Here is a 21599-nt window from a genome sequence, read left to right as displayed (position 1 = left end):
GGGCCGCGGGCGTCACTTCTGGCGCTTGTAGAAGGGGAGCGCCACGACCTCGTACGGCTCATGGGTGCCGCGGATGTCCACCGCCACACCGGCGGTGCCGGGCGCGGCGTGCGCGGCGTCCACGTACGCCATGGCGACGGGCTTGCCGAGAGTGGGCGAGGGGGCACCGGAGGTGACCTCGCCGATGACGGCGCCGTCCGGGCCCACGACCGGGTATCCGGCGCGCGGCACCCGGCGGCCCTCGGCGATCAGGCCGACCAGCTTGCGGGGCGGCTGCGTCTCGGCGCGGTCCCGGGCCGCCTCCAGGGCGGCGCGGCCCACGAAGTCGCCGTCGTTCGTCGTCTTCTCGAACTTCACGACCCGGCCCAGGCCCGCGTCGAACGGGGTGGTGCCGGTGGTCAGCTCGTGCCCGTACAGCGGCATGCCCGCCTCCAGGCGCAGCGTGTCCCGGCAGGACAGACCGCAGGGCACCAGGCCCGCGTCCTTGCCCGCCGCGGTCAGCGCCTCCCAGAGAGCGACCGCGTCCGAGGGGCGGACGAACAGCTCGAAGCCGTCCTCACCGGTGTAACCGGTACGGGCGATCAGCGCGGGTACGCCGGCGACGGTACCGGGCAGCCCGGCGTAGTACTTCAGACCGTCCAGATCAGCGTCCGTGAGGCCCTTGAGGATGCCGGGCGACTCGGGGCCCTGCACGGCGAGCAGCGCGTACGCGTCCCGGTCGTCGCGCACCTCGGCCGCGAAGCCGTCCGCCCGCTCGGTGAGCGCGTCCAGCACGACCTGGGCGTTGGAGGCGTTGGCGACGACCATGTACTCCGTCTCGCCGAGGCGGTAGACGATCAGGTCGTCCAGGATGCCGCCCTCGGCATCACAGATCATGGTGTAGCGGGCGCGGCCGACGGCGACGCCGCCGATGTTGCCGACCAGCGCGAAGTCCAGCAGGTCGGCGGCGCCGGAGCCGGTGACGGTGATCTCGCCCATGTGCGAGAGGTCGAACAGGCCGGCGCGGGTACGGACGGCGACGTGCTCGTCCCGCTCGCTGCCGTAGCGCAGCGGCATGTCCCAGCCGGCGAAGTCGGTCATGGTCGCGCCGAGGGCGCGATGCGTCGCGTCCAGCGCGGTGCGGCGGGGGGCTTCGGTCATGGTGTGGCTCCCGGGCATGGGTGACAAGACGGTCTCCCCATCTGTCATCGGAACCTGAGAGGTTCACCGGAAGGCCGTGACCGGTTCCGGCTTGCACCTTGGGTGGAGCCACACCACGGCGGCCCGCTTTTCAGATCTGCCTCGCCCGCGCGGTATCGGGGCCTGAGAGATTCAAGGGAGGACTTGCTCCTTCGGCGCCCCGCCGTGACGGCCGGGGACTCTCCCGCGCGGATTCAAGCGGCCGGTATGGAGTTGGCTGAGCGTGGCACCCGCACCAGGACGCACACGGTGGTGTGCGCCCGGCACTTGGCGCGCACATCATCGCACGGGATCGCCGGATACAGGAGCCCTGGTCGTACCGGTGTTCGCGGGGGTGTCACGACAGTGTCCTGGGACTGTACGGATCGTGGGAATTCCTTGAAGCGCATTACCTTTTCTTGACACTCTGCGGGTAGGGGACGGAACCACCGGTCCGGGAGGGGCGATCACGGTGCACAGGCAGGCCGCACTCGCGACAAGTCCGGGAGGCGTGCCTCCGGGCTGTGTCCCGGAGCCGGTTCCGGCCGCCGTGCCGGGGCCCCGGCGGGTGCCGCTCGGGGTGGTGAGGCCAGGCCGGGCACGCACCGCGGCGCCGGACGCGCCGGCGGTGGACGTCGTCGACCTCAGGGACCGCGAGACCCCGCACGAGGCTGCCGAGCTGCACTTCGCGGCGGGCGACGTGGTGGTCGTCTCCGGCCTGCCGGGCAGCGGCAAGAGCACGCTCATGATCCGGGTGGTGCCCGCCCTCGACGCGCGGGGCGCCGCCGTGCACCGCATCGACTCGCAGGACGTACGGGAGCGCTGGGAGCGCGGCAGGCTGCGCCGGGTTCCGTACGCGCTCTACCGGCCGCTGGTCAGGGCCTCCCATTACCTGGGGCTGCGGCGGGCGCTGCGCTCCGGCGGCAGTGTGGTGGTGCACGACTGCGGCACGCTCACGTGGGTACGCCGCTGGCTCGCGCGCGAGGCCCGGCGAGGCGGACGCGGACTGCACCTGTTGTTGTTGGACGTACCGCCCGAGGTCGCGCTGTCCGGGCAGCGCTCGCGCGGACGCGGAGTCTCCGGTTACGCCTTCGCCCGCCACCGGCGCGCGGTACGGCAGCTGGCCGCCCGCGCCCGGGCGGCCCGGCTTCCCGCGGGCTTCACCTCGGCCGTCCTGCTGGACCGGCCGGCGGCGGGGGCGCTGCGGCAGATCGGCTTCGAGTGAGGGCGGCCGACGGTACGGGTGGGGGCGGCCGACGGATACGCGTGAGGGCCGCCATCGGGAACGAGTGAAGCCCGCCTCCCAGGGGCGGGCGTCCGTACCCGTCAGTTCCGGTCCGGAGTGCCGGACACCTGACGGGTCATACGGAACATCCCGTACGACCCGTCATGACCGGTCCTAGTCCAGACGTATCTCCCGCATCTGCGCCTCCTCCGGACGCTCGGCTCCGGGCCGATCTAGAGGCCCAGGGCCTTGAGCAGCACAGTCGGCAGCGAGAGCACCGAGTTGACCAGCGAGGGCACGCCCTGCTGCTGCGGCGCCTCGGCGGGCTGCTGGCGCGGCGCGTCCGCGGGCTGCTCCGCGTCGGCGGCCGGCTGCGGGTCGGCGGCCGGCTGGGCGGCGTCGCCCGGCCGCGGGTCGCTGACGGGGGCCTTCGGCTGGGCGGCCGACTGGTCGTCCGCCGCGTCCGCGCCGTCCGCCGGCTCCGCGGCGGGCCGGGCCGGACGGTCGGCGGCCGCGGGCTGGGCGGCCGGCTGCTGCTGGAGGCCGCCGAGAAGCTTGTCCAGGCCCAGGATCTTGAAGATGTCGGTGACGGAACGGGTGACCGAGCCGGTCAGGGTCGCGGATTCGGCGTCCTCTCCCGGTACCGGGGCCCGGCGCCCGGACAGCTCGTCCAGCTGTGTGCGCAGGTCCTGCGCGGCCCTGTGCAGCCGCGCGCTGTCGGCCGTCACCGTGCGGTCGGAGTCCTCGTTCAGCTGGTCCGCCAGCCGCTGCGCGTCCTGGAGGACCGTGTCCAGACGGGTGCGGGCGGCCCGTACCTCCACGGAGTGGCCGCGGCTGTCGGCCGACTTCTCGGCCAGTTCGGTCGAGGCGTCCGCCAGCCGGCTGATGTCGTCGACGACGATGCTGTGGTTGCGAACCGGGGGCTCGGGGCCTTCCGCCGCGGTCGCGGAGCCCATGGCGCCGAGGGCGAGGGCGCCGGCGGTGGTGGCGCAGACGAGGGCGGAGGCGGTCCGGTGCGTTGCCATCAGGAGACGTGCCTTTCTGTAGGAACGGCAGGGCAAGATCACCCTGGAGCCACCTTGAGAGGGGTGTGTACGGTCCGCAACCGCTCGCGCGCGTTCGGTGGTCGTCCGGACGTACCAGGCCCCCCGCCGTCTGCTGGCGTTAGGGTCGTCGACCAGGTAAAGCGCGGTACGAGCGGTACGGAGCGGGTGGGTGGACATGGACTTTCCGGAGCAGGGCATTCCGCGGCTGGAGTGGCCCGCCAACGAGCTGGAGGAGGTGCTCGCCGCCTCGGTGGGGCACCCCGGGGCGGGCGCCCGCATTGTCGAGGTGCTCGGCCGCAGCCGGATATGGGTGCCGCTGCCCAAGGGCGGCGGCCCGGAGAGCGCCGGGATGGGCCGGGCGGGCCTGGACCTGCCCACCGTCGAGATCGGCTCGGCCGCGTACGTCCCCGTCTTCAGCTCCGAGCAGGAGTTCCAGCGGGTGGCCGGGCCGCACATGTCCTGCACCGTCGCGCCGGCCGCCGAGTTCGCGCGCGGCCTGCCCCCGCTGCTCGGTATCGCCGTCAACCCGGAGGGCACGGTCGGTGTGCCGCTGCCGCCGGAGGCGGTGGCCGAGCTGTGCCGGACCGGCCGTCCGGACCAGCCGGGTGCGCCGAGCGGCGCGCGGGTCCGGCTGTTCGAGCCGGACTGGCAGGAGGAGCCGGTGGACTTCCTGGCCGCGGCCGGGCTGGAGTTCTCGTCGGCGGGCTTCGTGGTCACCGCGCGCCGCGCGCTGGCCAGTGTGGAGGGGGACCCGCCCGCGCTGTTCGTCGGCGTCCAGGTGGACGCCGCGGCCGTCGCACCGCACGATCCGGCCGTACGGGACGCGGTGACCGCCGCCCTCGGGCGGGCGCTCGGCGGGGCGCCGCTGGCCTGGCCCGTCCAACTGGTCATGCTGGACCTCGCGCAGGGCGACCCGGTCGCCGACTGGATGCTGGAGCGGGTCCGGCCCTTCTACTCCCGCGACACCGTCTAGGCGTACGCGCCCCCGCGCGCCCCGGAACGCCCAGGGCGCCCCTTCCGGTGACCGCAAGCCGCGTGCGCTGATCCGGCCGGGGTCCGGACGCAGGCTCTAAGCTGTTGTTGCAACCGGCAGGCGTACCCCACGTGCCTGCCGACAGGAAGGGACGGACCACGTGAGCGCGGGTGCGCATCAGGGAGCGGCTGCCGGGCAGGTCGAGCAGATGCTGCAGCAGGTCTCGCCCGGCCGGTACGACGCCTACGAGGCGTTGCTGCAAGCGCTCGCCGCCGGTCAGGTCTGGATGCTGCTCTGGCACGGCCAGGCCGGTTCGCCCGATGCGCAGTACGGCAACATGGAGGTCGACGGGCTCGGCTACGCGCCGTGCGTGACCTCCGCACCCGAACTCGCCGCCAGCGGCTGGAACCGTGCCCACGAGGTCGTCTACGGACGGGACATCGCGGCCACCCTCTTCCCCGACCGCTGGGGCCTGTGGCTCAACCCGCACGCCCCCGGCGGCGGCGTCGGCATCCCGTGGCTGGACCTGCGGCGCATCGCGGGCGGCCTGGACCGGCTGCCGGCCGGTCCGCTGCGGATCACCGAACCGGCCATCGAGATTCCCCAGTTCTACGCCCTGCTGGGGCAGAACGCGCACCGCACGCCCGCCGTGCGTTCCCTGCGCCGGGCCTGGGTGCAGCCCGCCCTCGGCGCTCCGTACCTGGCCATCGGCCTGGACCTGTACGACACGGGACAACCGGCCGTGGACTCGGTGCGGTTGATGATCCAGCAGTCCATCGGCGCGGTGCCGGAGGGGCTGCCCGTCTCGACGGTCGCGATGAACGACGAGTACGACCCGGTCGGTATGTGGATGCGGGCCAACGCGCGGCCGTTCTTCGACCGGGACGCCTACGCGGCGGGGCCGGTACCCGCGCCCGCCCCGGCCCCCGCCCCGTCGTACGGGTACGGCTACCCGCGGCCGTACTGAGCCTGCTGTCCGGCTCCGGCCTGCCGGCCCAGGCCCATGCTGTCTTCCGCGGGCTTCGGCTCTTCCGCGGCGCTCGGTCCGGGGCGGTGGGCCGGTGGCGTCCTGATCGCGCGCCTATGAGGGCGAATCGAACGGCCACGTCCCCCCAACAGGGGGTTACCCAAGGGGCGTGAGCGGGAACCGTGCCGCGCGCGCCTCACGCTGCCCCGCCCCTCACGCTGCCCCGCCCCTCACGCCGTGCCGCACCTGGTGCCCCGCCCGGCCTCGCGCCATGTCCGGTCCGGCCACGCGCCATGCCCCCGGCCTCGCGCCATGCCCCCGGCCTCGCGCCACGCCCCGGCCTCGCGGGTGCCCCGCCCGGCCTCGCGCCGAGTCTCGCTCGCCCCCGCGCCCTACCCGTCGGAGCGTGGCGCCTCGCCCTTCCCCGCCCCCAAGGCCCCACGAATCGAATGGGGCACCCCTGCCCGGAAGTTGAGCCCTGTACGGCTCCGTGCGAACCGCTCAGTCGGGGCGTGTGTCCGCATAACGGAAGCTCGTGGGCTACATCACAGTTGCGCATCCATTCCCGGCCAGGGCTGGTGAGTGATCGCAACTCGGATGAAGACTCCCGCAGCAGAGGGTTTCGGCCCTGTGTACGAGATGCACCACTCGTCGTCGCGTGACGTTCCGCGACTTCTGCTTCGCCTGCAACATCCGCAAGACCTGCAACACCTGTACTCGCAACACCTGTACCCGCATCGCCAGCAGTACAAGCATCAGTTGCTCCAGCTGTTCCAGAGCTCTCCCCGTTGCACCAGCAGCACCACTCGCACCAGGGCATGTCCCGCACCAGGGCACGACCCGCACCAGACGAATCACTGGCACGAGACGCACCACCCGCATCAGACGCACCACTCGCACCAGTGATGTGAACCAGGCCGCTGACCGCGGCGCGCATGGGCCGGCGGCGCCGGCCGAGAGGGGTCAAAGGCACCGTGACCGCACCGATCGAGACCACCGGGGCGGCTGCCGAAGCGCAGCCGGAAGCGGTGCTGCAAGGCGTCGAGAGCAAGAAGATCGAGGGACGCTCGCTCGGCCAGATCGCCTGGTTGCGCTTCCGGCGCGACAAGGTCGCGGTAGCGGGTGCCATCGTTGTCATCCTGCTCATCCTGATCGCGGCGCTCTCCCGGCCGGTCCAGTCCTGGCTGGGCCTGGACCCCAACAGTCCGAACCAGGACCTCATCGACCCCAACACCACGCTGCCCAAGGGCGACCTGGGCGGCATGAGCCTGGACCACCCGCTCGGCGTGGACCCGAAGTTCGGCCGCGACCTGCTCGCGCGGGTGCTGGAGGGCTCCTGGGTCTCGCTGATCGTGGCGTTCGGCGCGACGCTGCTGTCGGTGGCCATCGGCACCGTGCTCGGCGTGGTGGCCGGCTTCTACCGGGGCCGGGTGGACGCGCTGATCAGCCGGCTGATGGACGTCTTCCTGGCGTTCCCGCTGCTGCTGTTCGCCATCGCCATCTCGGCCTCGCTCCAGGGCGGCGCCTTCGGGCTCGAAGGGCTGCCGCTGCACATCTCGGTCCTGATCTTCGTGATCGGTTTCTTCAACTGGCCGTACATGGGCCGGATCGTGCGGGCCCAGACGCTCTCGCTGCGCGAGCGGGAGTTCGTGGACGCCGCGCGCGGCATGGGCGCCCGTGGCCCGTTCATCCTCTTCAGGGAGCTGCTGCCCAACCTGGTGGGCCCGATCATCGTCTACTCGACGCTGCTGATCCCCTCCAACATCCTCTTCGAGGCGGCCCTGAGCTTCCTGGGCGTCGGCATCCAGCCGCCCCAGGCGTCCTGGGGCGGGATGCTCAACCAGGCGGTCAAGTTCTACGAGGTGGACCCGCAGTACATGCTCGTCCCCGGCCTCGCGATCTTCGTCACCGTGCTGGCGTTCAACCTCCTCGGCGACGGCCTCAGGGACGCGCTGGACCCGCGCAGCAGCCGCTGACACCGCCCGGGCCCGTACGCCCGGCGGCCCCCACCCAAGTTTCCGACCAACGAAGGGGAAACCGACCATTATGCGAAGGTCAGTCCCGGTCGCAACGATCGCGGCCCTCACCAGTGCGGGCCTGTTGCTGTCCGGCTGCAGCGGCAAGAGTTCGAGCAGCGGCTCGGCCGAGGCGAACGCCGCCACCAAGGGCATCGTCAACGCCTCGGACGAGAAGGGCGGCACGCTCACGTACGCGATGAGCGACGCGCCCGAGTCCTACGACCCGGGCAACACGTACTACGCCTACGTCTGGAACTTCAGCCGTCTGTACGCGCGCCCGCTCACCACCTTCAAGCCGGGTCCGGGCCCCAAGGGCAACGAACTGGTGCCGGACCTCGCCGAGTCGATGGGCAAGTCCAGCGACGGCAACAAGACCTGGACGTACAAGATCCGCAAGGGTCTGAAGTACGACGACGGCAAGCCGATCACCTCGAAGGACGTCAAGTACGCGGTGGAGCGCAGCAACTTCGCGCGGGACGTGCTCTCGCTCGGCCCGAACTACTTCCAGACGTACCTCAAGGACAACGAGGGCGGTTACAAGGGCCCGTACAAGGACAAGAGCCCGGAGGGGCTGAAGTCCATCGAGACGCCGGACGACCAGACCGTCGTCTTCCGCCTCAAGCAGCCCTTCGCGGAGTTCGACTACCTGGTCAGCGCCCCGCAGACGGCTCCGGTGCCGCGGGCCAGGGACAAGGGCGCGGACTACACCAAGAACATCGCCTCCTCGGGCAGCTACAAGTTCGACACCTACGAGGAGGGCAAGAAGGTCGTCCTCGTCCGCAACCCGAACTGGGACGCCAAGACCGACCCGCTGCGCAAGCAGCTGCCGGACAAGATCGTGCTGAACATGAAGGTCGCCCAGTCGACGATCGACAAGGACCTGAAGGCCGGCAACACGCACATCGACATGGCCGGCCGCGGGGTGGACGCCCAGACCCAGGCCCAGCTCCTGACGAGCACCAAGGAGAAGGCCAACACCGACAACGCGCTGGGCCAGCGCCTGTCGTACGTGGCGATCAACCCCAACGTCGCGCCGTTCGACAAGGTCGAGTGCCGCCGGGCCGTGCAGTACGCGGTCGACAAGAAGGCCGTGCAGACCGCGCAGGGCGGACCGATCCGCGGTGACGTCGCCACCACCGTGCTGCCCACCGACCTCGCCGGGTACCAGAAGTTCGACCAGTACCCGCAGAAGTACAACGGTGAGAACCTCGACCTGACCGAGGCCAAGAAGCAGTGGGAGGCGTGCGGCGCCGGCAACGTGAGCACCACGATCAGCGCCCGCAGCGACCGGCAGGACGAGGTGGACGCGGCGACCTCGATCGTCGGCTCGCTGAAGAAGATCGGCATCGACGCCAAGATCCAGACGTACCCGAGCGGCAAGTACTTCTCGGACTACGCGGGCGTGCCGGAGTTCACCAAGAAGAACAACATCGGTCTGATGATGATGCAGTGGGGCTCGGACTACCCGACCGGCTTCGGCTACCTGAACCAGATCGTCAACGGCAAGGCGATCCAGAAGTCCGGCAACTCCAACCTGTCCGAGCTGGACGACCCGGCCATCAACAAGCTGCTCGACGAGGCCATCGCCACCAGCGACAAGGGCCAGCGCGAGAAGGACTACGCGGAGATCGACAAGAAGACGATGGAGCAGGCGGTCATCGTGCCGCTGACCTACTTCAAGATCCTGCTGTACCGCTCGCCGAAGGCCACCAACCTGGTGTCCACCTCCGCCTACAGCGGTGAGTACGACTACCTCAACGTCGGCGTCAAGAAGTAGCAGCCCCGGAAGGCAGGTGAAGGCATTGGTGTCCGCGGGCCGGCCGGTCCGGCCCGCGGCGCCGACGCCGCAGTCCCGTGTTCGCGTACATCATCCGCAGGTTGATCAGCGCTGTGATTCTGCTGCTGATCGTCAGCGCGGTCACCTTCGGCATCTTCTTCGTGCTGCCGAAACTGGCCGGACAGACCGCTGACCAGTTGGCCGCGCAGTACATCGGAAAGGCCCCATCGGCCGCGGACCTCGCCGCGGTGAAGGCGAATCTCGGCTTCGACAAGCCGGTCTTCGTACAGTACTGGGACTTCCTCAAGGGCATCTTCGTCGGGGTCGACTACAAGTTCGGCCCGGACGCCGCCACATGCAACGTGCCGTGCTTCGGCTACTCCTTCAAGACCCACCTGGAGGTCTGGCCGGAGATCCAGACCCGGCTCCCGGTGACCGTCTCGCTGGCCGCCGGCGCGGCCGTCGTGTGGCTGGTCTCCGGTGTTGCCACCGGCGTGCTCTCCGCGCTGCGCCCCGGCTCGGTCTTCGACCGGGTGGCGATGAGCGTCGCGCTGGCCGGCGTGTCGCTGCCCATGTTCTTCACCGGCGCGCTGGCGCTGGCCCTGTTCACCTACCAGTGGCCGATCATCGAGCGCAGCGACTACGTGCCGCTGTTCGAGGACCCCTTCATGTGGGCCCAGACGCTGGTGCTTCCCTGGATCACCCTGGCCTTCCTCTATTCCGCCCTCTATGCACGCCTGACCAGAGCGGGCATGTTGGAGACGCTGAGCGAGGACTACATCCGTACCGCGCGCGCCAAGGGGCTGGGCGAGCGCAAGGTCGTGGTGCGCCACGGCCTGCGTGCCGCGCTCACTCCCATCATCACGGTGTTCGGCATGGACGTGGGCCTGCTGCTCGGCGGTGCGCTCATCACCGAACAGGTCTTCTCCCTCAAGGGGGTCGGCGCGTTCGCCGTCGAGGCGATCAACGCCAACGACCTGCCGAACATCCTCGGCGTCACCTTGCTCGCCGCGTTCTTCATCGTCATATGCAACCTGGTGGTGGACGTTCTGTACGCCGCCGTCGACCCGCGGGTGAGGCTCTCGTGACCGACTCCCCAGACTCCACCACCGGCCCCGCCACCGGCCCCACCGCCGGTTCCGGCACCGGAGCCACCGCCCCGGCCGGGCCGCCCGCCACCGCGCCCGACCTCACGAAGACGGGCGCCGCGGTCGGCGAACCGGCTCCGGCCGGCTCGGGGGCGCCCACCGCCTTCCTCGAAGTGCGCGATCTGAAGGTGCACTTCCCGACCGACGACGGCATCGTGAAGTCCGTGGACGGCCTCTCCTTCACCCTGGAGAAGGGCCGCACCCTCGGCATCGTCGGCGAGTCAGGATCCGGCAAGTCCGTCACCTCGCTCGCCGTCATGGGCCTGCACCGGGCCTCCCGGCAGCAGCGCGCCAAGGTGGACATGTCGGGCGAGATCTGGCTGGACGGCAAGGAGCTGGTCGGCGCCGACCCGGACGAGGTGCGCAGGCTGCGCGGCCGCGAGATGGCGATGATCTTCCAGGACCCGCTGTCCGCGCTGCACCCGTACTACACGGTCGGCAACCAGATCGTGGAGGCCTACCGGGTCCACCACGACGTCGACAAGAAGACCGCGCGCAAGCGAGCCGTCGAGATGCTGGACCGGGTGGGCATCCCGCAGCCCGACAAGCGGGTGGACGACCACCCGCACCAGTTCTCCGGCGGGATGCGCCAGCGCGCGATGATCGCCATGGCGCTGGTCAACAACCCCGAACTGCTGATCGCGGACGAGCCGACCACCGCCCTGGACGTGACGGTCCAGGCGCAGATCCTCGACCTGATCCGCGACCTCCAGAAGGAGTTCGGCTCGGCGGTCATCATCATCACCCACGACCTGGGGGTGGTCGCCGAACTGGCGGACCAGCTGCTGGTGATGTACGGCGGCCGCTGCATCGAGCGCGGCCCGGCGGACAAGGTCTTCTACGAGCCGCAGCACCCGTACACGTGGGGCCTGCTGGGCTCGATGCCGCGCATCGACCGCGAGCAGACCGAGCGCCTGATCCCGGTCAAGGGATCGCCGCCCAGCCTGATCAACGTCCCCGGCGGCTGTGCCTTCAACCCCCGCTGCCCGTACGCGGACCTCCCCAAGGACAACGTCACCCGCACGGTCCGCCCCGAACTGCGCGAGGCCGGCGGCGGAGGACACGTCGCCGCGTGCCACCTGGCGCAGGAGGAGCGGGAGCGTATCTGGACCGAAGAGATTGCGCCGAAGCTGTGACCGAGACTGAAGAGACCGGCGTCGCCGCCGGCACGACGGACGGGACCGACGCGAGCGCCGACGCCGCGCCGCTGCTCAAGGTGCGCGGCCTGGTACGGCACTTCCCGATCACCAAGGGCCTGCTCAAGCGGCAGGTGGGCGCGGTGCAGGCGGTCGACGGCATCGACTTCGACGTACGGCCGGGGGAGACCCTGGGCGTGGTCGGCGAGTCCGGCTGCGGCAAGTCGACGATGGGCCGGCTGATCACCCGGCTGGACGAGCCGACCGGCGGCTCCATCGAGTTCGAGGGCCGGGACATCACCCATCTGTCGCCGGGGCGGCTGCGCCCGATGCGCCGCGACGTACAGATGATCTTCCAGGACCCGTACGGCTCGCTGAACCCGCGGCACACCATCGGCGGCATCGTCGGCACCCCCTTCCGCCTCCAGGGCGTCGAGCCCGAGGGCGGGGTGAAGAAGGAGGTGCAGCGGCTGCTGGAGCTGGTGGGCCTGAGCCCGGAGCACTACAACCGCTATCCGCACGAGTTCTCCGGCGGCCAGCGGCAGCGCATCGGCATCGCGCGGGCGCTGGCCCTCAAGCCCAAGCTGGTCGTGGCCGACGAGCCGGTCTCCGCGCTGGACGTCTCCATCCAGGCGCAGGTCGTCAACCTGATGGACGACCTCCAGGACGAACTGGGCCTGACCTACGTCATCATCGCGCACGACCTGTCCGTCATCCGGCACGTCTCGGACCGGATCGCGGTGATGTACCTCGGCAAGATCGTGGAGCTGGCCGACCGGAAGTCGCTGTACGAGGCGCCGATGCACCCGTACACCAAGGCGCTGCTGTCGGCCGTCCCGGTGCCCGACCCCAAACGGCGCACCCAGCGCGACCGCATCCTGCTCACCGGCGACGTGCCCTCGCCGATCGACCCGCCCTCGGGCTGCCGGTTCCGTACCCGCTGCTGGAAGGCGACCGAGGTGTGCTCGACCACCGAGCCGCCGCTGGTGGCGCTGCGCGGCGGCCACAAGGTGGCCTGCCACCATCCGGAGAACGCGCCGGAGAGCGTCGGCGCGGGGACCCCGGGCACCGCGGGGAGCGGCGGCTGAACCGGCGGGCACGAGGTGTGCGGGGCCGGTACGGAGCGGGCGGGAACGCCGTATCCGTACCGGCCCCGGCGCGTCCGCGACCGCCCTTGACCGGCCGGTTTTGCCGACCATAGATTCAGCGGCGCCCCGGCGGCGCCCGTCGGCCGGTCCCATGGAGGTAGTGCCTTGTCCGCGCAGCAGGAAGCCCACGACGCCGACGCCACGGCCCCCGACCCCGCGCTGACCGCCTACGCGGCGGTCGCGGCGGACTACGACACCATCGTCGAGGATCCTTACCTGCTGCGCTGGGTCACCTTCTACGGCAAGCTCGTCGAGCGGTACGGGCCGGACGGCAAGCGGCTGCTGGACGCGGGGTGCGGCACCGGACGCGGCACCCTCGCCCTGCGGGACCGCCTCGGGTACACGGTGACCGGCTGCGACCTGTCGCCGGAGATGATCGAGGCCGCCCGTGCCAAACCGGAGGCGGCCGGGACCCCGTTCGTCGTCGCCGACCTGCGGGACATGCCGGACCTCGGCTCCTTCGACGTGGTCACCTGCATGGGCGAGCCGCTGGCCTACCTGGCCGGCGGGCAGCTCGCCGCCGCCTTCGCTGGCCTGGGGCGGCAGCTCGCGGACGGGGGCGTCGTCGTCTTCGACATGACGACGCTGGGCAGTTTCCGGCGCGACTACGCGGTGACCAAGGTCATGGACCGGGACGGCCGGTTCGACGTGTGGCGGGGCGGGCCCGTACCGGTCGAGCCCGACGGGGCCGTGGACGTCACCCACGACTACTTCGCGCGGGCGGACACGGGCGACGACACCTGGCGCCGGGTGTCCTCCCGGCACCTGTACCACCATCACTCCGACGCCACGGTGCGCCGGGAGCTGGCCGCGGCCGGTCTGCGGCTGATCGCCGCGCACGGGGTCGACGGCCGCAAGCTGACCGACGACCCGGACGAGGACGGCTGCCGTAAGATCCTCTATGTGGCCGGAAAGCAGGGAAAGCAGTCCGATTGAGGCGTCAACCGGCCTGAGCGGCATGACGAGTTGGCAAAGTCCCGGGTGAGAAGCGACAACGGAGTGCAGAGTCGGCGCGGTTGTTCACCAGACGACATCCGTGTGTTCGAAGGGACGGCTCATGGCACTCTCCCGTTCAGCACGTCGCCGCGCTCGTCTGCTCCCTCTCGCCACCGCGGTGGCCGCCGCCTGCACCATCGCGGCGGCCCCCGCCGCCTCGCCCGGCGCCCCGGGCGTCGGCGACCCTTACTTCCCGAACCTCGGCAACGGCGGCTTCGACGCCCTGCACTACGACCTCGGCGTCAGCTACGACCCCGCCACCGGACGCCTCGACGGCCGTACGGAACTGACCGCGCGCGCCACCCAGGACCTCAGCTCCTTCCACCTCGACCTCCAGAAGCTGGCGGTCACCTCGATCGAGGTGGACGGCAGACGCGCGAAGTTCACCCGCTCCGGCGACGAGATCACCGTCACGCCCAAGCGGCCGCTGGAAGAGGATGAACGATTCACCGTCGAGGTCGTCTACGGAGGCGTGCCGCTGCCGCTCAGCGGGCCCATCGTCTTCGGCTCGGACTACGGCTGGATGAAGACCGACGACGGCGTCTTCGTCGCCTGCGAGCCGAACGCCGCCTCCACCTGGTTCCCCTCCAGCGACCACCCGGGCGACAAGGCCACCTACGACATCCGCATCGACGCGCCCGAGGGCCTGACCGGCGTCTCCAACGGGCGGCTGGTGGACCGCTACGACGAGGGCGGGCGCTCGTACTTCCACTGGCGCGAGCGCAAGCCGATGGCGACGTACCTGGCCACCGCCACGATCGGGAAGTTCGACGTCCGTACGGGTGTCACCCCCGGCGGCACACCGATCTACGTCGCCACCGACCCGAAGCTGCCGACCGGGACCGTGGACGTCTACGGCATCACCGCCGCCACCACCGACTACTTCGCCCAGGTCTTCGGCCCGTACCCCTTCGGGGAGACCGGCGCGATCGTCGACGACATGCCGCAGGCGGGCTTCTCCCTGGAGACCCAGACCAAGCCGGTCTACTCGGCCGTCCGCAGCGAGTCGACCATCGCCCACGAGGTCGCCCACCAGTGGTTCGGCGACTCCGTCACGCCGCGGAACTGGCAGTACATCTGGCTCAACGAAGGCTTCGCCTCGTACGCGCAGTGGCTGTGGGACGAGCACAAGGGCACCCGGAGCGCGTACGACGCCTTCCGCGCGGCGTACGCGGCCCGCCCCGCCGACTCCGACTTCTGGAAGGTGAGGATCGGCGACCCGCAGCGCGACACCATGTTCGACCGGTCGGTCTACACGCGCGGCGCGATGACGCTCCAGGTGCTGCGCGAGCGGATCGGTGACCGGGCGTTCTTCAGGCTGCTGCCCGCGTGGACGAAACAGCACCGCCACGGCAACGCCGACACCCGGCAGTTCATCGCCCTCGCGGAGAAGATCTCCGGACAGCGGCTCGGTGATCTCTTCCACACCTGGCTCCACACCACCGGCAGGCCGGCGCTGCCCTGACGCACCGGCGGGCCCGCGCGGCGGAAACCTTCCGGCACGCGGGCCCGGCCCCGGGGTGCGGCCCGATCCGTCACGTACCGTCGATGGTGGTACGTGTGGTGAAAGGGGAGGCGGATGAGTCTGACCGGAACCCCGTTCTTCGTGGTGCTGGTGATCGCGACGGTCCTGGCCGTCCTGGCCACGCTGCTGCTGTGGGGAAGAGCCCGGGGGCCGCGGCCCCTGCGCTGGCTGGCCAGAATCCTCCTGATCGGCCTGTGCCAGCTCACCGCCATCTGCGTCGTCGCGGTCGCCATCAACAACAGCTACGGCCTCTACGCCTCCTGGGACGACCTGCTCGGCACCGAGCAGGACGCGGTCGCCATGCCGGGGCCGCCGGTCGCGCGCGCCAAGTTCAACGACGGCCCGAACGGCATCAAGGACACGTACTTCCGCGGGGCGAAGTCCCAGCTCTCCGGCCAGGTGATGGTCTGGACACCGCCGCAGTACGACGACCCGGCGTACCGCAAGACCAGGTTCCCGGTCGTGATGCTGCTGCACGGCGTGCCCGGCTCACCGCAGTCCTGGCTCGAACAGGGCGGTATGCCCGGCGACCTCCAGCAGCTCGTCGACGCGAACGCGGCACACCCCTTCATCCTCGCCATGCCCGTCGTCAACCCGGGCAGCGTGGACACCGACTGCTCCGACACTCCGCACCGCAAGACCGCGACCTGGATGGCGACCGACGTCACGGACCTGATCAGCCACCACTTCCGTACCGCGCCGGGGCCGAAGAACTGGGGGCTGCTGGGCTTCTCCACGGGCGGGTACTGCGCGGCCAAGCTGCCGCTCCAGTACCCGAAGACGTTCGGCGCGGGCGTGGCCTTCGACCCCGACCCGCTGACCGGTGACCCGGACGTGCTCACCGACCCGGCGCTGCGGCAGCGCAACAGCCCGCAGTGGCTGGTCCGGAACGCCAAGGCCGACGTGGGGCTGTTCCTGGCGACCTCGGCGCAGGACCCGATCAGCCCGCCCGCCAACATCGAGCGCTTCAAGAAGGCGGCCGAAGGCACCAGGACCCGGGTCAGGACGTTGGTGCTGCCGACCGGCGGCCACAACTACGGCACCTGGACGCGGATGTACCCGGCGGCCTTCGGGTGGCTGAGCCAGGAGCTGGAGACGCCGCGGCCGGCGGCGTAGTACGGGGTCAGCTGCGCTGCCCGGCGCGGCGAATGTGCACCGTGCCGCTGTCCAGGTCCACCCGCACGGGCGGGTCCTGCGCCGGCCTGACGTTCTTGCGCACGCGTTCCTGCTCCATGGCGCGCTTGACGGCCTGCGCCCCGGGGGAGCCCTCCTGGACCAGGTCGACACCGATGGACGACAGGCGCTTGGTCTTGCGCCAGTAGATCCAGCCCCGGGCCTCCATCGCCAGCAGAACACGGTCCGCCAGGAACACCACGGGGATCGCGAGCAAGACCAAGAACGGTAAGAACGCATCCATGGGCCGGAGCCTACTTCGCCGTTCCCGTGCGGCGCCTCCGCCGCATGGGGGAGGCGGCTCGTCCTCGGGGCCGATCCCCGTGCGCCGCGCACCCGGAACAGTGGTCTCCATGGCGATCAACGGGACACGTGCGACAGCGGTACGGGCGACGGGGGGCCGCCCGTGACGGTCTGGCTCATGTCCTTCCCGGCCTTCGCGTGTCTGCTGGCCTTGTTCGCCGTGGTGGAGAGCGTATGGCGGTGGTTCACGGGACTGGGCCTGATCCCGTGGCTGCGCAGGCACTCGGGGCCTTCGCTGTCGAGCATCGCCTTCGACGAATTCACGGCGGTGGTGAACGGGAACAAGGCGGCGGAGCTGGAGCAGCGGCGGGTGGAGCTGCTGCGGCGGGACGACGAGAGCGACGGCGCGCCGCCCTGCTCCCGTGTCGACCTGACCGGAGGCACGGCGTTCATCGTGGTGCCCGAGGCGGCGGCCGGCCCGCGCGCCGGCCGGGGCGATGCCCGCGGAGGCCGGCGGGCCAACGCCGGCCCCGCCCTAGCTCCGCGGCTTGAGCTGCTGGGGACGCGGCAGGTGGAAGCCGAAGTAGACCGCCGCCATCCGGAGGGCGAAGACCAGGCCGGCGCAGACCACGGCGGCGATGTCGGCGCGTACGTGGAGGTGGTGCAGGCCCAGGTAGGAGGCGGCGCCGGCGAGCGCCGCGATGGCGTAGACGTCCTCGCGCAGCAGCAGCGGCGGGAACTCGCCGCACAGCACGTCGCGGATCACCTCGCCCGCCACCCCGCTCATCACCGCGAGGATGATCACCGCCAGCGGGGTCGCGCCCGCCGCGATGGCGGCGCGGGCGGCGATGACGGTGACGACGGAGAGCCCGACCGCGTCGACGACCAGCAGCGACTTGCGGGGCAGCTGCCAGTACCGCAGGTAGATGATGGTGCCGACGCTGACGCAGACGATCAGCGTGAGCAGCACCCAGTCATGGGTCCAGTACAGCGGATGGTCGTCCAGGATCAGGCTGCGCAGGGTGCCGCCCGAGGTGGCGGCGGCGAAGGCGAGCACCAGGCCGCCGAACGGGTCCATGTTGGCGCGGTACGCGGCCAGCACCCCGCTCGCGGCGAAGGCCGAGATGCCGACCAGGTAGAGCACGTGAAGCATGGGCCCATGATCTCAGGCCGCCGGGGTGCGGCGCGCGGGCCGCGGGCGCGCACCGGCCGCCACCTGGCGGGCGACCCGTGAGCGGTTGAAGAGAAAAGGGTCTACCAGTCAGTAACAAATCCGTGTAGCGTGCCGCGCATGGCACAGGTGACCATAGGTAACAGCGAATTCGACCGCGACACGGCGGTCGTCCGCCGCGCCCCCGGCCACTACGAGGCGGACCTCTCCGCGGGCTGGACGATCATCCACGCGGTCAACGGCGGCTACCTGCTCGCCCTGATGGGCCGCGCCCTCGGCGACGCCCTGCCGCACCCGGACCCCTTCTCGGTCACCGCGCACTACCTGACCGCCTCGGTGCCCGGCCCCGCCGTCATCCGTACGGAGATCGTCCGCACCGGCCGCACCCTGTCCACCGGCACCGCCACCCTCGTCCAGTTCGAGGAGGACGGCAGCGAGGTCGAGCGGCTGCGGGTGCTCGCCGCGTACGGCGACCTCGACACGCTCACCGACGACGTACGGACCACCGCCAAGCCGCCCGCCATCCCGCCGTACGAACACTGCCTGGGCACCGACAGCGCGCCCGAAGGGCAGACCACCATCCCCGGCAGCACCGCCATCGCCGACCGTCTCACCATCCGGCTGGATCCGGCCACCTGCGGCTGGGCCGTCGGCGCGCCCTCCGGAAACGGCGAGATGCGGGGCTGGTTCGGACTCGCCGACGGCCGCGACCCCGACCCGCTGTCGCTGCTGCTGACGGTCGACGCGCTGCCGCCCACCGCCTTCGAGATCGGCCTGACCGGCTGGGTCCCCACCGTCGAGCTGACCACCCACATCCGCCGCCGCCCGGCCCCCGGACCGCTGCGCGTCGCCATCACCACCCGCAACCTGGCGGGCGGCTTCCTGGAGGAGGACGCGGAGGTCTGGGACAGCGCGGACCACCTCGTCGCCCAGTCCCGTCAACTGGCCCGCGCGCCCAGGTCCGCCTCCACCGTGGCGTGAATCGCTCTCGCAAAGGGGGCGCGGCGCCACCCGGTGACGTGTCAGACTGATCACATGGGGGACATGGCACTGAGCATCGACGAAGGAACCGGTGAAAACACGGTCGTCTGGCTGCACTTGGCGCCGGCCGGCGCCCACAGTGCGCCGGGCGCGAACGGCGCGGCGCGGCCCGCGGAGCCCGAGAAGCCCGAGGACGGGGACGGCGCCGGACTGGAGCTGCCGGACGGCTTCGGCCACTCCCGCCCGGTCAGCGTGGACGGACGGGTCGCACGGGCGCTGACCCGGGGCGGCGAGACGCTGGAGGGCGCCCTGCGGCCGCTGGGCGCCGTGCTGGGCAGCATCCACCGTTCGCTCGCCGCCGGTGACCACCGGCCGGACGAGGTCACGGTGGAGTTCGGAGTCACCCTCGGCTCGGACCTGAGCCTGGGTGTCTTCTCCGGCCAGGGCGAGGCCAGCTTCAAGGTCTCCGCCACCTGGAACCTCGGCAGCGGCAGCACGACCTGAGGACGGCATGGTGGTGTCCGGCGTGGATCAGCCGCTGTTCCGCTCCTTCGTCTCGGTACGCGACACCGGAAAGGCCGTGGGCGCCGGCGTCCTGCTCGGTGACGACCTCGTGCTCACCTGCGCGCACGTCGTCAACAGCGCGCTCGGCCGGGACCGTTACGACCAGACGCTGCCGGGCCCGGGCCGCACCGTCCGTGTCCGCCTGCCGCACGTCGCGCCCGACCGGGACCTGACCGCCCGGGTGGAGCCCGCCCTGTGGAGCCCGCCGCGCGCGACGGCGGCGGCCGGCAGCGGGCCCGTACCGCCCGGCGCACAGCTCCACCACGGCGACCTGGCCGTGCTCCGCCTGCCGGGCCCCGCACCCGCCGGGGCCGAGCCCGCCCCCTTCCTCCCGCACGCCTACGGCAACGAGGTCATCGCCCTGTGGGCCAGCGGCCACCCGCTGCCCACCGTGCGCGCGGTGCCCCGGGTCTCCGCGCCGCCCTGGGTGGCGCTGGACGTGGTCGGCGGCACCGAGGTCAGGGAGGGCTTCAGCGGCGGGCCGCTGTGGGACCGCGACCGGCAGGCCGTCGTCGGACTCGTGGTGGCCGACCTCCAGACCCCGGCCGCCGCCCGGCAGCCCCAGGTTTCGGCCACCCTCTACGCGATCAGCGTCCCGGCGATCGAGGCCGAGCTGCCCGACCTGCCGCCGCCCGTGGTGCCCACCGCCCGGCGCGGCGTCCAGCAGCTGCTGGCCGTCCTGGAGACGATCCTGAGCACCCCGGACGCGGTCCGCGCCTGCGAGGAGCTGCTCGCCTCCCGGCTGCTGCGGCCGTCCCTGGGGCCCGGCGCCGACCTCGACCGGCTGGTCGGCCTGGCCGTGGGCGTCCGGCGCGGCGTGCCCGAACTCCTCCAGGCCGTACGGGAGACGATGCCGGCCGGCAGCGGTCCGCAGTGGGAGCGGCTGCGCAGGGTGGCCCGCGCCGTCAGCCCCGGCGAGTCCCTGACCCGCAAGCAGCAGCGCGACCTGAACGGCCTGCTGGCGCACTGCGGCCGTACGGACCCGCGCGAACTGCTCGCCGACGTACTGCCGCACGCCATCGAACTGCCCGCGGTCACCGGGCTGGCCGACACCGTCGGCGTCCTGGAGGGCTTCGAGGCCCAGGGCGCCCAGCCCATGCCGCCACTGTTGCAGGGCGTGGTGCGGATCGGTGTCGACGAGAGCGAGGCGGGCGCGTACCCGGCCGGGGACCTGGAGGCCTGGACGGAGCGGACCGCCCTGCGGCTGGGCGTCGACGTGGCAGCCGTACGCCAGTACGCGGCGGATGTACGGGGCTACCGCGCGGAGCGGATACGGGCCGCGGCGGAACACCACGCCGTGCGCCAGGCGGCCCGCCCCACGGGCCGTCCCCCGGATCACCGCACGGCTCATCACGCGGCGCACCGCGACGCGTGGCCGCCTGCCGGCCGGGCGGGCGTCGGGAGCGCGGCGGTGGGCATGGCGCCGATGGGCACGGCACCGGTGGAAGCGGTGCCGGAGAGTCCGCCGCCGGTGGGCCGTCCGCCGGTGGGCTCGCCGCCGGTGGGGTCCGCCCCCTCGCCGAACGGCAGCGGCCCGTACCGGCACGGGACCGAGGGCGGCGCGCGGCTGTCGAAGGTGCCGCGCGTCCAGGTGGAACTGCTGCCCACCGCCACCGGACGGCACTACACGTACCAGGTCTGGGCGTGGAGCGGCGGCGACGCCCCGCACCACCTCGTCCTCGCCCGGGACACCGAGGTGACCAGCGAACAGGTCGTGGACGACATCCACCGGGTGCTCGTCGAGGAGATCCGCGAGGACCCCGAGCCCGCCCTCGTCGAGTTCTTCCTGCCCGCCGCCTGGCTCGGGCTGCCGGTGGACCGCTGGGAGTCCTTCGACAGCGACGAGGACGGCCCCTTCGGACTGGGCTTCACCCGCCGGGTGGTGATCCGCACGGCCCAGCGTTCGCGGGCCAGCTACGCCGGGTGGAAGCGGCGCACCGCGGCGCTGGACACCGCCCGCAGCCTCGTCCTGGACCACGGCAGCACCGACCGCAAGGTGGCCCGCGCCCGCCTGGAGATGCAGCCCGAGGTGGGCACGGTGATCGTCTGCTGCGAGCCCCGGCACCACGGGGCGCTGCTGCGCCAGTGCGTCCAGGCGGGCGTCCACACGGTCCTGTGGCACCGCGAGGAGCACGGCGAGAGCGTCGCGGCGGACCTGCTCGAACTGGTCGAGGGCGGGCACCACACCCAACTCCCCGAGACGGTACGGCTGGAGCGGGCCAAGGCGGTCGCCGAGGTCACGTCCACCGGCCACCGGGGACGCCAGCTCTCCCTGATGTACGACGCGCCCGACCACCGGCCACCGCAACTGGCCCCGGACGCCTGGGTGCTGACCCAGCCGTGACCCAGT

19 protein-coding genes and 2 riboswitches are annotated in these 21599 nt (G+C 71.7%); of the genes, 15 read left to right on the top strand and 4 right to left on the bottom strand.

Annotated elements, in window-relative coordinates:
* Positions 1-12: 12 nt before the first annotated feature.
* Positions 13-1140, bottom strand: coding sequence for a glycine cleavage system aminomethyltransferase GcvT (gene gcvT, locus JXZ78_RS03760; protein WP_030018264.1), 1128 nt, complete (start codon positions 1138-1140; stop codon positions 13-15).
* Between the two features lie 31 nt (positions 1141-1171).
* Positions 1172-1280: riboswitch (glycine riboswitch) on the bottom strand.
* Positions 1281-1376: riboswitch (glycine riboswitch) on the bottom strand.
* A gap of 293 nt (positions 1377-1669) precedes the next feature.
* Here gcvT and JXZ78_RS03755 point away from each other — a divergent pair.
* A complete protein-coding gene (locus JXZ78_RS03755) occupies positions 1670-2383 on the top strand; it encodes an AAA family ATPase (RefSeq protein ID WP_033037165.1) in 714 nt (237 codons plus the stop codon).
* A gap of 233 nt (positions 2384-2616) precedes the next feature.
* Here JXZ78_RS03755 and JXZ78_RS03750 read toward each other — a convergent pair whose 3' ends face one another.
* Positions 2617-3408 (bottom strand): hypothetical protein, encoded by a 792-nt coding sequence (locus tag JXZ78_RS03750; RefSeq protein ID WP_050502106.1) that lies wholly within the window; start codon positions 3406-3408, stop codon positions 2617-2619.
* A gap of 196 nt (positions 3409-3604) precedes the next feature.
* On the opposite strand from JXZ78_RS03750, the gene JXZ78_RS03745 reads away from it, so the two are divergent.
* The 10 genes from JXZ78_RS03745 (at position 3605) to JXZ78_RS03700 (ending at position 16233) form a co-directional block, all read left to right on the top strand.
* The gene (locus JXZ78_RS03745) at positions 3605-4402 is read left to right on the top strand and encodes an enhanced serine sensitivity protein SseB (protein ID WP_030018266.1); all 798 of its coding nucleotides are present in this window, start codon (positions 3605-3607) and stop codon (positions 4400-4402) included.
* A 160-nt stretch (positions 4403-4562) separates the two neighbouring features.
* Complete coding sequence (locus tag JXZ78_RS03740; protein ID WP_030018267.1) at positions 4563-5369, top strand: enhanced serine sensitivity protein SseB C-terminal domain-containing protein; 807 nt, start codon at positions 4563-4565, stop codon at positions 5367-5369.
* 974 nt (positions 5370-6343) lie between these two features.
* Positions 6344-7345: an ABC transporter permease gene (locus JXZ78_RS03735; protein ID WP_030018268.1), complete on the top strand. Its 1002-nt coding sequence runs from the start codon at positions 6344-6346 to the stop codon at positions 7343-7345.
* A gap of 70 nt (positions 7346-7415) precedes the next feature.
* A complete protein-coding gene (locus JXZ78_RS03730) occupies positions 7416-9164 on the top strand; it encodes an ABC transporter substrate-binding protein (RefSeq protein ID WP_030018269.1) in 1749 nt (582 codons plus the stop codon).
* Positions 9165-9241: 77 nt separating this feature from the next.
* Positions 9242-10252: an ABC transporter permease gene (locus JXZ78_RS03725; protein ID WP_030018270.1), complete on the top strand. Its 1011-nt coding sequence runs from the start codon at positions 9242-9244 to the stop codon at positions 10250-10252.
* Positions 10249-11448 carry an ABC transporter ATP-binding protein gene (locus JXZ78_RS03720; protein WP_372498391.1) on the top strand — a complete coding sequence of 400 codons (1200 nt, stop codon included), beginning with the start codon at positions 10249-10251 and terminating at the stop codon, positions 11446-11448. The genes JXZ78_RS03725 and JXZ78_RS03720 overlap by 4 nt, the downstream gene beginning before the upstream one ends.
* The gene (locus JXZ78_RS03715; RefSeq protein ID WP_030018272.1) at positions 11445-12536 is read left to right on the top strand and encodes an ABC transporter ATP-binding protein; all 1092 of its coding nucleotides are present in this window, start codon (positions 11445-11447) and stop codon (positions 12534-12536) included. The genes JXZ78_RS03720 and JXZ78_RS03715 overlap by 4 nt, the downstream gene beginning before the upstream one ends.
* A 165-nt stretch (positions 12537-12701) precedes the next feature.
* Positions 12702-13532: a class I SAM-dependent methyltransferase gene (locus tag JXZ78_RS03710; RefSeq protein WP_030018273.1), complete on the top strand. Its 831-nt coding sequence runs from the start codon at positions 12702-12704 to the stop codon at positions 13530-13532.
* Between the two features lie 121 nt (positions 13533-13653).
* Positions 13654-15057 (top strand): M1 family metallopeptidase, encoded by a 1404-nt coding sequence (locus JXZ78_RS03705; RefSeq protein ID WP_030018274.1) that lies wholly within the window; start codon positions 13654-13656, stop codon positions 15055-15057.
* A 114-nt stretch (positions 15058-15171) separates the two neighbouring features.
* On the top strand, positions 15172-16233 hold the full coding sequence (locus JXZ78_RS03700; RefSeq protein WP_030018275.1) for an alpha/beta hydrolase: 1062 nt from the start codon (positions 15172-15174) through the stop codon (positions 16231-16233).
* A 7-nt stretch (positions 16234-16240) separates the two neighbouring features.
* Here JXZ78_RS03700 and JXZ78_RS03695 read toward each other — a convergent pair whose 3' ends face one another.
* Complete coding sequence (locus JXZ78_RS03695; protein ID WP_050502108.1) at positions 16241-16534, bottom strand: hypothetical protein; 294 nt, start codon at positions 16532-16534, stop codon at positions 16241-16243.
* Between the two features lie 116 nt (positions 16535-16650).
* Positions 16651-16977 (bottom strand): hypothetical protein, encoded by a 327-nt coding sequence (locus JXZ78_RS41295; RefSeq protein WP_157851479.1) that lies wholly within the window; start codon positions 16975-16977, stop codon positions 16651-16653.
* Here JXZ78_RS41295 and JXZ78_RS41290 point away from each other — a divergent pair.
* The 4 genes from JXZ78_RS41290 to JXZ78_RS03670 are packed head-to-tail and all read left to right on the top strand — an operon-like array spanning position 16862 to position 21593.
* Positions 16862-17767: a DUF6191 domain-containing protein gene (locus tag JXZ78_RS41290; RefSeq protein ID WP_505016622.1), complete on the top strand. Its 906-nt coding sequence runs from the start codon at positions 16862-16864 to the stop codon at positions 17765-17767. The two genes, JXZ78_RS41295 and JXZ78_RS41290, sit on opposite strands and share 116 nt — an antisense overlap.
* A gap of 57 nt (positions 17768-17824) precedes the next feature.
* Positions 17825-18685, top strand: a complete 861-nt coding sequence (locus JXZ78_RS03680) for a thioesterase family protein (RefSeq protein ID WP_030018279.1) — start codon at positions 17825-17827, stop codon at positions 18683-18685.
* A gap of 54 nt (positions 18686-18739) precedes the next feature.
* A complete protein-coding gene (locus JXZ78_RS03675) occupies positions 18740-19189 on the top strand; it encodes a CU044_2847 family protein (RefSeq protein WP_030018280.1) in 450 nt (149 codons plus the stop codon).
* A 7-nt stretch (positions 19190-19196) separates the two neighbouring features.
* Positions 19197-21593 carry a VMAP-C domain-containing protein gene (locus tag JXZ78_RS03670; RefSeq protein ID WP_030018281.1) on the top strand — a complete coding sequence of 799 codons (2397 nt, stop codon included), beginning with the start codon at positions 19197-19199 and terminating at the stop codon, positions 21591-21593.
* Positions 21594-21599 lie beyond the last annotated feature (6 nt).

This window comes from Streptomyces monomycini (genome assembly GCF_022271435.1).
Taxonomy (GTDB): domain Bacteria; phylum Actinomycetota; class Actinomycetes; order Streptomycetales; family Streptomycetaceae; genus Streptomyces; species Streptomyces monomycini.
Note: the sequence above shows the minus strand (reverse complement) of the source record. Positions and strands in the feature narration are given on the sequence as shown.